The following is a 14060-nucleotide window of genomic DNA, read 5'->3' on the forward strand; positions in this document are numbered from 1 at the left end:
CACATAATGGAAAGGCCCATAAACGGGGCTGCGCAGCGTGATCACTGCATAGCCACCAACATAATCCCTCCCGTACTGAAGAAAAATAGGCTAAATTTCCATAGATATCGGACAAAAACGTCCAAAATCACAGAGGGCATCATGGACAGTCTCAGCGGTATTCTGGCGTTCGTTCAGGTCGCGGAAACGCGCAGTTTCTCTGATGCCGGTCGGCAATTGGGCATATCCTCCTCCGCCGTGGGTAAAAGCGTGGCGCGCATGGAGGAACGGTTGGAAGTGCGCTTGTTTCACCGCAGTACCCGAAGTGTGACGTTGACGGCCGAAGGCGCGTTGTTTCTGGAACGCTGCCGCCGTATTTTGGCGGAAATAGCCGCCGCCGAGCTTGAACTTGCGGACACCCGGGCCGCGCCACGCGGCAAGCTGCGCATCAGCCTGCCACTGGTCAGCGGTTTGATGATGCCGGTGCTGACGGCTTTTATGCATCGGTATCCGGATATCGAGCTGGATGTGGATTTTTCCGACCGTCTGGTCGACATCGTTGAAGAAGGGTTTGACGCGGTGGTGCGCACCGGCGAACCGGCCGATTCACGGCTGGTATCGCGCCGGTTGGGCGTTTTCGAACTGGTGTTGGTGGCGTCGCCGGGCTATTTAAAACGGCGCGGCGTGCCGGAGAAACCTGCGGATTTGCTCAGCCACGCCTGCCTGCAGCATAAATTCCCCACCACGGGGCGGTTTGAATCCTGGCCGCTGCGGCCATTGCCGGGCGAAGCCCTGCCGGAATTGCCGGCCACGATGATCTGCAATACCACCGAGGCACTGTTGCAGGTAGCCCAGGCCGGGCTGGGTATCGCTTGCCTGCCGGATTTTATGGTGCAAGAGTCGTTACAAAGCGGCGAGTTGCGAAGGGTACTTGAGAGCTACACCGATCATCAGGGGACGTTCCGGGTTATTTGGCCGTCCAGTAAATATCTGGCGCCTAAACTGCGCGTTTTTATCGATTTTCTTGGTGAACGGTTACTTTCTCCTGGCATTCCTTTTTGATAACCCATGATGCGGGCGATGTATCTATAATATCGTCGTACAGTACAGATACTTTTCGATGGGTATATTATCAATGGTTAACCCAGGCAGTAATATGCTGCAGGTTTATTTTGATTTTACTTGAAAATAACGCCCCTAAAAGGGGCGATGATTTAGTTATTTTCTATCTTCAAAAGTTTGGAATTGAAGTTTCCAACAGTCGTTAATTTTCATCCAACTTTCAATGAAGTTTATTTTTCGAATGTCACCATTTCTTTCTGTTATTTCAGCCGATCCAGTTATAGATGCTAACCCATCAAAGGTGATGATGTGAACATCAATTTCCTTTCGTTTGATAGCCTCCATCGACATTGGATCTTTTGATTTTAAAAGAGATAGTTTTCTGAGTTGGTGTTTTTTATAAACCAACATTTCGCCGTTAGTCGAAAAGAACCACTCAGCTTCAAGATAATCGAGCATATCAATATTTAGAGAAAAAAATGCGTTGTACCATTCTTTTCTCATTAACTCTAAATTCGATGCAATCTTGGTCAAATTATCCTCTTCAAATCAATTTGCTCTTGTATAACCTCACTATACTTCGAGTGAGTTAAGATCGCGTCATCAATCCCTTTATTATAGATAGGGGGGCCAAATGTTGCCAAGATGAAATCGAATAGAAAATCAGCATCGAATTGTTCTATCGTAAAGTCAAGGTTTTCCTTGAGATAATCTTTAAGTGAAGTAAGCAAAACTTCTTTATCTTCACTTTCAATTTTTAACTCAGTCATATTTTGTCCTTATATTCGGTAAGTTAAATTTTACGTAGTTTTGGTTTTTGCATTCTTCAATCAATGCAGACTCCCATGAGTCAATATCTATTCCTTTAATACACATCCGAAAGGATGTTCTTTAACTCATTATTTTTCGACTCATTGCCACCAAAAGCAATAGGCTTACGCATATCTTCATATCTAACTAATGAGTCAAGGAATGTTTTTATTACATCAATTTTTCTTGGGCGTATTATAGGAAATGAGATATGCAGTGACCTTTCACTTTGCGTACTGATATATATCAGTCATTGCCCGCGGGTCGGGAGATTTTCCTGATCCTGAAGTTTCCCCCCAAGTGTTATGCAAAATATTTATAATTAAAAAATTATTTCCTTGATGGAATTTAAAACTATCACGTGTAACTCATTGCTTCAATGTTGTTGATTTATTATTTCTTAATTCAATTTGTTATTTTTATATTTCATTGTTTTTCGTTGAATAATTCTTTTTTTTGTCTTTTTTATAGCAATAAAAAACGAAGCGTGGCTAATTGTTTTATTATTAATTAACGAGGGTTATGGTTTTGGGTGTAATATAATAATATTTTAAATTTATTTTTATAATGATTCTTGTTTTATTATTCATCAGGGTAATTTGTTTGTTTTAAAAGTACTCTCTATAAATACGTGATTGGAAAGGTGGTCGTGTTCTAAAATGACGGGTTGTGACACTGCGGATGCAACAGCCCAGAGGTAGTATAAAATACAATAGGTTACAGTTTTGATACTTTCGAGAGCGACATGTGCCGGATTTTTTATATTGTCGGTTTCCATTTCTATACAATCAACGGATAACCGAGACAACAGAAAGGGATCACATCGAGCCACACAGTGTTGTGACGAAGACAATCGGCGCTGAGTTCCCGCTATGGAACGTCCAGAGATTTTGACCTGAAATCATTTATTCGAAAAGTTTTACTGCAGTGAAGGGTGTTGAACAACAAAAAACCGCCTGAGTGTTCTCAGGCGGGCCGTTTTGACGATGCTTAAGCGATATCGAAGCGATCGAGATTCATGACCTTGTTCCAGGCGGCGACAAAGTCCCGAACAAAACTCTCCTGGGCATCCGCACTGCCGTAAACTTCCGCCAGCGCGCGCAGTTGCGCATGTGAACCGAAGATCAGATCGGCGCGGGTCGCCGTCCATTTCAGCGCACCTGTCTGGCGATCCTGGCCTTCAAACACGCCGTTCTCATCCGCCTTTTTCCAGACTGTGCCCATATCCAGCAGGTTAACGAAGAAATCGTTGGTGAGCGTTTCAGGCCGCTGAGTCAACACGCCGTGCCGGCTTTGGCCGACGTTGGCGTTCAACACCCGCAACCCGCCCAACAGCACCGACATTTCCGGCGCGCTCAGGGTCAGCAACTGCGCCTTGTCCACCAGCAATGCCTCGGGGGAAATGCGGTAGCGGGTATCAAGGTAGTTGCGGAAACCGTCGCCCACCGGCTCCATGGCCGCGAACGATTCGATATCGGTTTGCTCTTGCGAAGCGTCCGTGCGCCCCGGCGTGAAAGGCACGGTAACCGGATGGCCGGCATTGCTCGCCGCTTGTTCGACGCCCGCACAGCCGGCCAACACGATCAGATCCGCCAGCGAGACCTTTTTGCCGTCGGTCTGCGCATCGTTGAAGGTGCGCTGAATGCCTTCCAGCGTGGCCAGCGTTTGCGCCAGTTGAGCGGGCTGATTCACTGCCCAGTCTTTCTGCGGTGCCAGGCGGATGCGGGCGCCGTTAGCGCCGCCGCGTTTGTCGGAACCGCGGAAGGTAGAGGCTGAAGCCCAGGCGGTGGAGACCAGCTGTGAAATCGGCAGGCCGGCGGCCAGGATTTTGCCTTTGAGATCGACGATATCCTGTTGATCAATCAGTTTATGATTCACCGCCGGGACAGGATCCTGCCAAATCAGCTCTTCAGCCGGGACTTCCGGGCCGAGATAACGTGCGCGTGGGCCCATATCGCGGTGGGTCAGTTTGAACCAGGCGCGGGCGAAGGCGTCGGCGAACTCGTCCGGGTTTTCGAAGAAGCGGCGCGAGATCTGCTCATACGCCGGATCGAAGCGCAGCGACAGGTCGGTGGTCAGCATGGTAGGGCGATGTTTCTTCGCCGGATCGAACGCGTCAGGAATGGTCTCGCCGACGTCCTTGGCGACCCACTGGTGCGCGCCGGCCGGGCTCTGCGACAGTTCCCACTCGTATTCGAACAGGTGCCGGAAGAAATCATGGTTCCATTGGGTCGGGGTGGTGGTCCAGGTAACCTCCAGGCCACTGGTGATTGCATCTTTACCCTTACCGGTACCGAAGGTGCTTTGCCAGCCGAGGCCCTGCTGTTCCAAACCTGCACTTTCCGGATCGGGGCCGACGTGCGAAGCGGGGCCTGCGCCATGGGTTTTGCCGAAGGTATGGCCGCCGGCGATCAGCGCGACGGTTTCTTCGTCATTCATCGCCATTCTGGCGAAGGTCTCGCGGATGTCGCGTGCTGCGGCGATCGGATCGGGGTTGCCGTCCGGGCCTTCCGGGTTCACGTAGATCAGGCCCATTTGCACTGCCGCTAAAGGGTTCTCGAGATTGCGGTCGCCGGAGTAACGGCTGTTCTCGCCGCCGCTCGGTTCCAGCCAAATTTTTTCCGCGCCCCAGTAAACGTCGTCCGGCTCCCAAACGTCGGCGCGGCCGCCCGCGTAACCAAAGGTTTTGAAGCCCATGGATTCCAGCGCCACATTGCCGGTCAGGATCAACAGATCGGCCCAGGAAATTTTACGGCCGTACTTCTGCTTGATAGGCCACAGCAACCGGCGCGCCTTGTCGAGGCTCACGTTGTCGGGCCAGCTGTTGAGCGGGGCAAAACGCTGCTGGCCGGAGCCCGCGCCGCCGCGGCCGTCGCCGATGCGGTAGGTGCCGGCGCTGTGCCAGGCCATGCGGATGAACAGGCCGCCGTAGTGACCGAAGTCCGCCGGCCACCACTCCTGAGAGTCGGTCATCAGGGCATGCAAATCTTGTTTGACCGCCGCCAGATCCAGGCTGTTGAACGCGTCGGCGTAGTTGAAATCTTTGTCCATCGGATCGGACAGGGAGGAGTGTTGATGCAGGTGTTCCAGGCTAAGTTGGTTTGGCCACCAGTCCTGGTTTGAATTACCACGCTGGGGAAGGGTCTTGTTGCCGCCTCCCGAAAATGGGCATTTGCTTTCAGTTGTCATGATGCGCTCTCTGCTTGTGTCGGATGTTGCGCTAATGGGGGGAACCCTTGAGTCAATCTGATCGTTATTGGGTTTCATCACCTGAGCCAACGGCGGGTAGAAGGAAACTCAGTAGTAAGCTTAGTCAGTGCTTGGCGAGAGATAAAATAGGAATGATTGAATTCTGTGATAGTTACGGACGATTGAGTTTATCTGCATTGATAGGCATCGCCAGAAAGGCGTATGGCGGCCAAAAAATGAAAAAACGTTCAGGTTCCCGGTATTGGTTTTTCTGAATCCGTCTCTTTTTTCCGAAAATATACGACCAAAGGTAACAAAAAGTGATCGTGATCAATGTCACACTTTGATGAGGATATACCCTGATTGCTGAACGATAAACACTAATGATTTTTAGGGGATGGATATGAAAATTAGGGATTTTTTGGTGCAAACTCCGCGGGAAAGACGCCGTTATGGCGTCGCGCTTTTTGTCGGTGCGATCGCCGGGCTGCTGTCTGCTTTCGTTAAGTGGGGCGCAGAAGTTCCGCTTCCGCCAAGGACCATTCTGGATGGACGTGCGGAATTTAATCCACCCTATCTTTTCCTGAGAGATTATTTGGGCATAGATCCCACGGCAACGGTTTACACCTTTTCGGAGCATGTGATCAATCCGGTTATGGTGACGCACATTATTTTCTCGTTGGTGTTTGCCGTCGGTTACTGCGTGGTCGCCGAAGTCTTCCCGAAAGTAAAACTCTGGCAGGGCGTGCTCGCCGGCTTGATTGCCACGGTGTTCGTTCACGGCATCAGTTTTCCGTTGCTGGGCCTGACGCCGCCTTTATCCATGCTGCCTGTCGAAGAGTATGTTTCAGAAATACTGGGGCACGCATTCTGGTTCTGGGCGATAGAACTTGTTCGGCGTGACCTGCGCAACAGAATAACGCATCAGCCGGATGCGGAAGTTCCGCTCAGTTCACCGTTCCGTTAAGTCAACGCGATAGGTATAAAAGCCCTGAATGCACAGAGCTTTTCCTTCTCGTTGATTGTCGCCGTCATGCAGAGGTATTGCTCAGGGGAATTCGTTAATCCAGCAATTTCATTTCAAGCGCACGGTTCATGGCTTGGGTGCGGCTGTTGACGTTGAGCTTGGCGTAGGCGTTCTTGAGGTGCCATTTCACGGTTTGTGCAGAAATAGCCAGGGAGCGAGCGATGTCTTTGTTCGTCTGGCCTTCGGCGATCAGGCGTAATACCTGAAGTTCGCGTTCACTGAGCCCCCAATAAACGTCATGGTTGTTCTGACGCTGTTGTTCACCGGTCTGCGCAGCGGTATCTGCCAGGCGAAGCTGCGCGCCTTGCTCATTGCAGGCTGCAGGGTCTTCCTGCATATGGAGAAGCAAAGGTTGCAAGCTGTCGCCGGCATCAAGAAAGCTGCGCATCAGATGCGGGTGTTCAGCCAGCTGCAGAACCGGTTGCAACGTCGCGCAGGCAGCCGCGTTTTTACCGGCTTTCCACAAGGCTAATGACCAGAGCGCACGCAGGCGCGCGGCGGTGAGCCAGTCGCGCCGGTTTTCCTGTTCGCTAACCAGTTCGGCCAGCAGTTTGCAGGCTTGCGGCGTCTGGCCGGAGGCCAGCAGCAGGCGACTGCGGCTGAGTGCCGCATGCTGAGCGATCGCACGTTGGCAAGGATGTTCGGCATCAATCCTGGCATGGCGCGCCAGCTGTTCCAGTTGCTGCTGCAACTGCTCTGCACCGGGGCGATCCGCACGTTGCAGGCGCACTCTCACCTGCTCGGCCAACAACAGAGCCTGCAATCGGCGCCACCCGCGAGATACCGCCAGTTGCTGTGCATGTTCCAACAGCCGCTCCGCCTCCTGCGGCATGCCGTCATGCAGGGCCTGACGCGCAAGGTAGGTATAGCAACGGCTCAGCGCGTCGGGTGGGCTGAAACGGTCGATGAGCTCGAGCCTATCCGCCAGCAGAGGATCGAGCGAGTCAAGGCTGCTGCGTTCGTAGGCGATTTCCGCCAGCAGCGGCGCGAGCGTCGCACCGCTGGTCGACTGGGGGCCGGTATAACGCTCGGCCTGGCGCAGCGCATTGCCGGCATACAGCCCGGCGTTCTCCAAATCGCCTTGGCAAAGATGGCACTGGGCGATGATAAAAGCGCGATAAACCGAGACGAACAGATTGTCCAGCGGGCTGTCCGGGCTGGGCATATGGCGTTGGACCGCCAGGGCCTCGGTATAGCGCTGGTTAACCACGTGGCAGTAGCTGAGAATATTGCATATCAGGCCATCGACCCAGGTATCGCCGCACGGCACTTCGGCCAGCAACGGCTCGACAATCGCCAGGCTTTCAGGGATGTTTTCGGCAAAGGCTTCGCAGATGGCGCGCACCACCCGCAGCTTGATCCAGGCGCTGCGGGCCATCCCGTCACGGTGGTCCGCCACCATCTGGTCGAGGTTGTCGAGCAACTGTCGTGATTCATCGAAGCGGAAATAGTGCGCCAGCGCCCAGGCCAGATTGATTTGCAGGTCAATGCGTGACGGATCGACGCTCGCCGGCAAGTGACGCATCCAGGAAACCAGCGTATCGATATCGCCTTCTTCCGCCAGGGATTGCGCGCTCGCGCCATCCTGGCCGGGGCTATGGACCGGCTTGCCGGCGGCCAGCGCATGGCGCACCGCCTCAGCCCACAACAGCTGTTCGGCGAACCAATGACTGGCGCGTTCGTGCAACTGTTTAAGGTTGATATCGGCGCGATGGCGCAATGCCACGCCCAGGGTTTCCTGCAAGAGGGGATGATAGCGGAACCAATAGCCTTGCTCGTCAAGGGCCGACAGGAACAGGTTGTGCCGCTCAATCCATTCCAGCATCGCCTCGCTGTCGTCGCGCCCGGTGACGGCGTTGCACAACCCGGCGTTTAAACGATTGAGGAACGCCGTTTGCATCAGGAAATCGAGCACTTCCGCCGGCAGCGGGTCAAGCACCACTTCTTTCAGATAACGGGCGATGGAGCGCGTCCCCCCGCGCAGATTGTGGATCAGGTGCCCAGGGTCTTCACGCAATTCGGGGGACAATGAGGCGATTTTCATGCCCGCGATCCAGCCCTCCGTTGCGGACAATAGCCGAAGGGCGTCCTGATTGCTGAGCGGCACCGCGACCGTCTGGCTGAAATAGTTCCGGGTTTCTTCGAGCGTGAACTGCAGGTCCTGATCATAGATTTCCACCAACTGATCCTGGGCCTGCAATCGGCTCAACGACAGGCTCGGGTGGAAACGGCTGCCGACGATCAGATGCAGCGCCGCAGGCGCATGCCTGAGCAGATAGCTCAGGGCTTCATGTACGCCGGCGTCATTGATCATATGGAAATCGTCGATGATCAGATACAGGTCGTGCGGGCAATAGTGCAATTGGTTAATCAACCCAGCCAGCAACTGCTGGGAGCTCGATGGCGTTTGCTCTTCCATGTTCTGCCAAAAATCGGCGTCCCAGTCTGCATACAACGGCCGCAAAGCATGCAGCAGATAAGGAATGAACTGCCAGACGTCATCGTCATCCTCATCAAGGCTGAGCCAGGCAACGCGTTCACCCTGGTCGATCAGCTGCCGGTGCCATTGCGCCAACAGCGTGGTTTTGCCGAATCCCGCGCCCGCGCAAACGACGGCCAGACGCCGCAGGCGCACGTGATCGAGGCATGCAAGCAGGCGCGGGCGCTGCAACAACAGGATAGAGGAGCGGGGCGGGACGAATTTGGTGAGGATGAGCGGCAAGCCTCTCGTCAGCCGCAAAGGCCCCGAGACCAACGATGTAGATTGGGAACCTGCAAAATCCGATTGCTTCATCCGTGGTTGCCTGCCCGTCTTTTGTTTTTTCAATTGTACGTCAGAGCCCGGGACGAAACGGGGCCGTGGTTCCGGATAGATAGACAAAATTCATAAACTTTGACCTCAAGCATGAAAACCCCCACTTACCCCCCCATTAGGGTGGCTTCGCAGCTTCCCGAAACAGCCGTACATTTTTTGTATTGGTGCGGTTAGGGTGTTTTCACCCTGTCAAATAGCCCCGCCAGTCCGACCCTTATTGAGGAGAATCAGATGACGCTGAGCAAACAGGCTTTGCTGCAGGCTTACCGTAAGATGCGCGAGATCAGGACATTCGAGGAGCGCCTGCATCAGGAAAATACCAGCGGTGACATTCCGGGCTTCATTCACCTTTATACCGGTGAGGAAGCCATTGCGGTGGGGGTCTGCGAAAATTTGACCGACGCCGATTTCATTGGTTCTACGCACCGTGGGCATGGCCACTGCATTGCCAAAGGCTGTGATATTCACGGCATGATGGCCGAAATTTTCGGTAAGGACAGCGGTTTGTGTCGCGGCAAGGGCGGCTCTATGCACATCGCCGACCTGTCAAAAGGCATGCTGGGCGCGAACGCCATCGTTGGCGGAGCCCCTCCGTTGGCCATTGGCGCTGCGCTGACGGCCAAGACCTTGAAGACCGGCAACGTCGGCGTGTCTTTTACCGGCGATGGCGGCTCCAACCAGGGCCTGGTATTTGAAGCCATGAACATGGCCGTGGTGCTGCAATTGCCGGCCGTCTTCATTTTCGAGAACAACGGCTATGGCGAAGGGACTGGCCATGACTACGCCGTCGGCGGCCGCGATATCGCCAAACGTGCCGCCGGCTTCGGCCTCCCGGCGGTGACGGTCGACGGCACCGATTTCTTTGCCGTTTACGCAGCCGCCGCAGAGGCGGTTAAGCGCGCCCGCGAGGGTGGCGGCCCCAGCGTGATTGAGGCTAAGGCCTTCCGCTGGCACGGCCACTTCGAGGGCGATCCGGCGTTGTACCGCGCTGAGGGTGAGGTCCAGCGCCTGCGTGAACAGCACGATCCGCTGAAGATCTTTACCGACAAGATCAAAAAACAGGTCACTCAGGAAGAGCTGGCGGCGATCGACGCGGAAGTTGAAGCGCTGGTCGGGGATGCCGTAACGAAAGCCCGCGCGGCCGCCTATCCGGCTCCGGAAGACCTGCTGACCGACGTCTACGTTTCCTATTGAGGGTGATAACAATGGCTATAAAAACCTATCGTGAAGCGGTCAAGGAAGCGTTGGCCCAGGAAATGGAGCGTGACGAACGCGTGGTGCTGATCGGCGAAGACTTGCGCGGCGGCCATGGCGGCAATGCGCCGGAGGAGGCGAGGATCGAGGCCTTTGGCGGCGTGCTCGGGGTGACCAAAGGGTTGTGGACGCAGTTCGGCTCCGATCGCGTGATCGACACGCCGATTACCGAGTCGGCGATCATCGGCATGGCTGCCGGCGCTGCGGCGACCGGTCTGCGGCCGGTGGCCGAGCTGATGTTCATGGACTTTTTCGGCGTCTGCCACGATGCGCTGTATAACCAGGCCGCCAAGTTCCGCTACATGTTTGGCGGCAAGGCCAAAGCGCCGCTGGTGATGCGTGGCATGATCGGCGCCGGCTTCTCTGCGGCGGCCCAGCATTCGCAGTCGCCTTATAATATCTTCGCCACCACGCCGGGCCTCAAGGTGGTGGTGCCGTCTACCCCTTATGACGTCAAGGGCCTGCTGATCCAGTCGATCCGCGACGACGATCCGGTGGTGTTCTGCGAACATAAAATGCTTTACGACCTCAAGGGCGAGGTGCCGGAAGGTATTTATACCATTCCGTTGGGCGTGGCCAACTACACCCGCGAAGGGGAGGACGTCACCATCATCGCGTTGTCGGCGATGGTGCATAAAGCCAATCAGGTGGCCGACAAACTGGCCAAAGAGGGCATCTCGGTGGAGGTGGTCGATCCGCGTACGATTTCACCGCTGGACGAGGAGGGCATTCTGGAGTCGGTGGCGTCCACGGGCCGCGTGGTGATCGTCGACGAGTCGGCGGCGCGTTTCGGCTTTGCCCATGATGTCGCGGCACTGATCGCTTCCCAGGCGTTCCATTTCCTCAAAGCGCCGATTGCGCTGGTAACACCGCCACACACCCCGGTGCCGTTCTCTCCCGCCCTCGAAACGCTCTGGATCCCCAGCGTCGAGCGTATCGAGGCCGCCGTCCGCCAAGTGCTGGAGGATTGAGCCATGAGTGATATCAGAACGCTTGAAATGCCCAAGTGGGGCCTTTCGATGGAGGAGGGCTTGCTCGCGCAGTGGTCTATCCGGGAGGGCGACAGCTTCACCAAGGGACAGGAAATCTGCGAGATCGAGACCAGCAAAATCGTCAACGTGCTTGAGGCGCCCTTCGCCGGAACCCTGCGCCGGGTGTTGGCCCGGCAGGGCGATACCCTAAAGGTGGGGGCGGTGCTGGCACTGGTGGCTGAGGCTTCGATCAGCGATGCCGAACTGGACGCCTTCACGGCCAGCCTGTCTACGACGGCACCGGCCGCGCCGCCTCCCGCGCCTCTTGCGCCCCCTGTGGCGGCCCCGACGCTCAACAACGCACTCCCCGCGGCATCGGCCCCACCCGCCACATCGGTGGCCACCAGTGGGCAGACCGAGGTGCCGATCGGCCTGCGGGGGAGCACCGACGCGGCGCAGGTCAATGCCACGCCCCACGCGCTGCGCCTGGCCGCCAGGCTGGGTGCCGACTTGAGCAAGGTGCGCGGCAGCGGACGTGAAGCACGCATCTCCGTGGCCGATCTCGAGAGCGCTATCCTTGCCGCAGGGGGCCGCATCGCATCGCCGGCGCCGCCATCGCGTTCAGGCAAAGCGCCACGCTCGCACGCCGACGACAGTCAGGTAGCGGCGACCCCGCTGGCGCGCCGTCTGGCCGGCAAACTGGGGATCAACCTGCACGACTGCCGCAGCAGCGGTTCACGCGGGCGGGTGACTCGTGACGATGTGCAGGCGGCGGCTCTGCTGCTCGACGGGCAACCGCAGGCCGATACTGCGCAGAATGCGGCGCCGGCCGCCTTCGAGAACTTGCCCATGTCGGGCATGCGCAGGGCGATCGCCTCCCGTTTGCAGGCTTCCAAGCAACATTCGCCGCACTTCCGCCTGACCGCCGATCTCGACCTGGAGCGCCTGTTGGCGTTGCGCAAGGAAATCAACCTCGGCGCGCCCGGCGTCAAGATTTCGGTTAACGACCTGCTGGTTAAGGCCTGCGCTCAAGCGCTGGTAGCGGTGCCGGATGTCAACGTACAGTTCGACGAAGCCGGCCAGAGCATCCGCCGCTTTACCGATGCCGACATCTCGGTGGCCGTTGCGCTGCCGGCCGGGCTGATTACCCCCATAGTGCGCGCCGCCAACCGTAAGTCGGTCAGCGAGATCTCGCGTGACATTCATTCCCTGGTAACCCGGGCGAAAGCAGGCACGCTCAAGCCCGAAGAGTTCCAGGGCGGCACCTTTAGCCTGTCCAACCTGGGCATGCTCGGCGTGCGCCAGTTCGACGCCATCATTAACCCGCCCCAGGGCGCGATCCTCGCGATCGGTGCCGGCGAGGCGCGGGCGGTGGTGCGCGACGGGCAGATCGTCGCGCGCCATCAACTGACGGTGTCGCTGTCCTGCGATCACCGGGTCATCGATGGAGCGCTGGGAGCGGCTTTTCTCCAGGAACTCAAGCGACTGGTTGAAACACCGACCCTGATGTTTGTCTAGGAGGCGAGCTATGCACGACAAATACGATGTACTGGTGATCGGCGGCGGGCCGGGAGGCTATGTCGCCGCCATCCGTGCCGGCCAGCTCGGGCTGCGTACGGCACTGGTGGAAAAACAGCATCTGGGGGGCATCTGTCTGAACTGGGGGTGCATCCCAACCAAGGCGCTGCTGCACGGCGCTGAGGTGGCGCACAGCATCGCCCATGCCGACCAACTGGGTTTCAGTGTCGGCGAGGTGAGTTTCGATCTCCAGAAACTGGTGCAGTTTAGCCGCTCGGTGTCGCAACAGTTGACCGGCGGGGTCGAGTACCTGTTGAAAAAGAATGGCGTAACGGTGTTCGACGGCACCGCCCGCCTGCGTGGCAAGGGGCAGGTGACGGTGGTCGATGCCAAGGGGGAGGAACGCGACTACCGGGCCGACCACGTGATCCTCGCTACCGGTGCCCGCCCGCGTGCGTTGCCGGGGATCGCGCCGGATGGCGAGCGGATCTGGACCTACTTCGAGGCGCTGCAACCCAAAAAATTGCCGAAATCCTTGTTGATCATCGGCTCCGGCGCCATCGGCGTCGAGTTCGCCAGCCTTTACAACGATCTTGGCAGCGAAGTGACGCTGGTGGAGGTGGCCGCACAGATACTGCCGATTGAGGACGCCGAAGTTGCGGCGGCGGTGCGCAAGTCGTTCGAGCGGCGCGGCATTCAGGTGCATACCCAGACGCAGGTAACGCAGGTGCAGCTCACGGACGCGGGGGGGCGTTGCACGTTGAAAAACGCCAGCGGCGAACAGGTATTGGACGTCGAATATGTGCTGTTGGCGGCCGGCGTCCAGCCCAATGTCGAAGGCCTCGGGCTGGAGGCGCTGGGCGTCGAGCTGGAACGCGGCTTTATCAAGACGGATGACGCTTGCCGCACCAACGTCTTCGGCCTTTACGCTATCGGCGACGTGGCCGGCCCGCCGTGCCTGGCGCACAAGGCCAGCCACGAAGGGACGATCTGCGTCGAGATGCTGGCCGGCGTCGACGGCGTGCACAAGCTTGATCGTAGTTATGTTCCCGGCTGTACCTATGCCCGGCCTCAGGTTGCCAGCCTGGGCCTGACCGAGGCGGCGGCGCGTGCCAGTGGACGGCCACTCATGATCGGCAAGTTCGCCTATCAGGGCAATGGCAAGGCGCTGGCCAGCGCTGAGGCGGAGGGCTTCGTTAAGACGATTTTCGATGCCGAAACCGGCGAACTGTTGGGGGCGCACATGGTTGGCGCACAGGTCACCGAACAGATCCAGGGCTTCGCTATCGCTCACCATCTGGAAGCCACGGACGAAAGCCTGCTGTCGGTCATCTTTGCGCATCCGACGCTGTCTGAAGCCATGCATGAATCGATACTCGCGGCCGCCGGACGACCGCTGCATCAATAGGACAATACGGGAAACGATAGCAGCCCG

Annotated in this window: 10 protein-coding genes; 6 read left to right on the top strand and 4 right to left on the bottom strand. The window is 57.0% G+C overall.

Features of this window, described 5'->3' with window-relative positions:
* The first annotated feature begins 141 nt into the window (after positions 1–141).
* Entirely contained in the window at positions 142–1041 is a 900-nt protein-coding gene (locus tag JK621_RS24480; protein ID WP_212558018.1) for a LysR family transcriptional regulator, read from the top strand.
* Between the two features lie 156 nt (positions 1042–1197).
* On the opposite strand, the gene JK621_RS24485 is transcribed toward JK621_RS24480, so the two are convergent.
* The 3 genes from JK621_RS24485 to katG all read right to left on the bottom strand — a co-directional run bounded on the left by JK621_RS24485 (position 1198) and on the right by katG (position 5040).
* The gene (locus tag JK621_RS24485) at positions 1198–1575 is read right to left on the bottom strand and encodes a nuclear transport factor 2 family protein (RefSeq protein ID WP_212558019.1); all 378 of its coding nucleotides are present in this window, start codon (positions 1573–1575) and stop codon (positions 1198–1200) included.
* A complete protein-coding gene (locus JK621_RS24490) occupies positions 1572–1811 on the bottom strand; it encodes a DUF2164 domain-containing protein (RefSeq protein WP_212558020.1) in 240 nt (79 codons plus the stop codon). The genes JK621_RS24485 and JK621_RS24490 overlap by 4 nt, the downstream gene beginning before the upstream one ends.
* Positions 1812–2841: 1030 nt before the next feature.
* Positions 2842–5040: a catalase/peroxidase HPI gene (katG, locus tag JK621_RS24495; protein ID WP_212558021.1), complete on the bottom strand. Its 2199-nt coding sequence runs from the start codon at positions 5038–5040 to the stop codon at positions 2842–2844.
* Positions 5041–5443: 403 nt separating this feature from the next.
* On the opposite strand from katG, the gene JK621_RS24500 reads away from it, so the two are divergent.
* Positions 5444–6007: a YagU family protein gene (locus JK621_RS24500; protein WP_212558022.1), complete on the top strand. Its 564-nt coding sequence runs from the start codon at positions 5444–5446 to the stop codon at positions 6005–6007.
* Positions 6008–6101: 94 nt separating this feature from the next.
* Here JK621_RS24500 and JK621_RS24505 read toward each other — a convergent pair whose 3' ends face one another.
* The gene (locus JK621_RS24505) at positions 6102–8861 is read right to left on the bottom strand and encodes a LuxR C-terminal-related transcriptional regulator (RefSeq protein ID WP_349305384.1); all 2760 of its coding nucleotides are present in this window, start codon (positions 8859–8861) and stop codon (positions 6102–6104) included.
* A gap of 252 nt (positions 8862–9113) precedes the next feature.
* Between JK621_RS24505 and JK621_RS24510 the strand changes: the two genes are divergently transcribed.
* From JK621_RS24510 to lpdA, 4 genes are read left to right on the top strand one after another with little or no spacing between them, the layout of a single operon-like run.
* Positions 9114–10076: a thiamine pyrophosphate-dependent dehydrogenase E1 component subunit alpha gene (locus JK621_RS24510; protein ID WP_212558023.1), complete on the top strand. Its 963-nt coding sequence runs from the start codon at positions 9114–9116 to the stop codon at positions 10074–10076.
* 11 nt (positions 10077–10087) lie between these two features.
* The gene (locus JK621_RS24515; protein WP_212558024.1) at positions 10088–11107 is read left to right on the top strand and encodes an alpha-ketoacid dehydrogenase subunit beta; all 1020 of its coding nucleotides are present in this window, start codon (positions 10088–10090) and stop codon (positions 11105–11107) included.
* Between the two features lie 3 nt (positions 11108–11110).
* On the top strand, positions 11111–12625 hold the full coding sequence (locus JK621_RS24520) for a 2-oxo acid dehydrogenase subunit E2 (protein ID WP_212558025.1): 1515 nt from the start codon (positions 11111–11113) through the stop codon (positions 12623–12625).
* Positions 12626–12635: 10 nt separating this feature from the next.
* A complete protein-coding gene (lpdA, locus tag JK621_RS24525; protein ID WP_212558026.1) occupies positions 12636–14033 on the top strand; it encodes a dihydrolipoyl dehydrogenase in 1398 nt (465 codons plus the stop codon).
* Positions 14034–14060: the final 27 nt, after the last annotated feature.

The organism is Serratia plymuthica (genome assembly GCF_018336935.1).
In the GTDB taxonomy this organism is placed as follows: Bacteria; Pseudomonadota; Gammaproteobacteria; order Enterobacterales; family Enterobacteriaceae; genus Serratia; species Serratia plymuthica_B.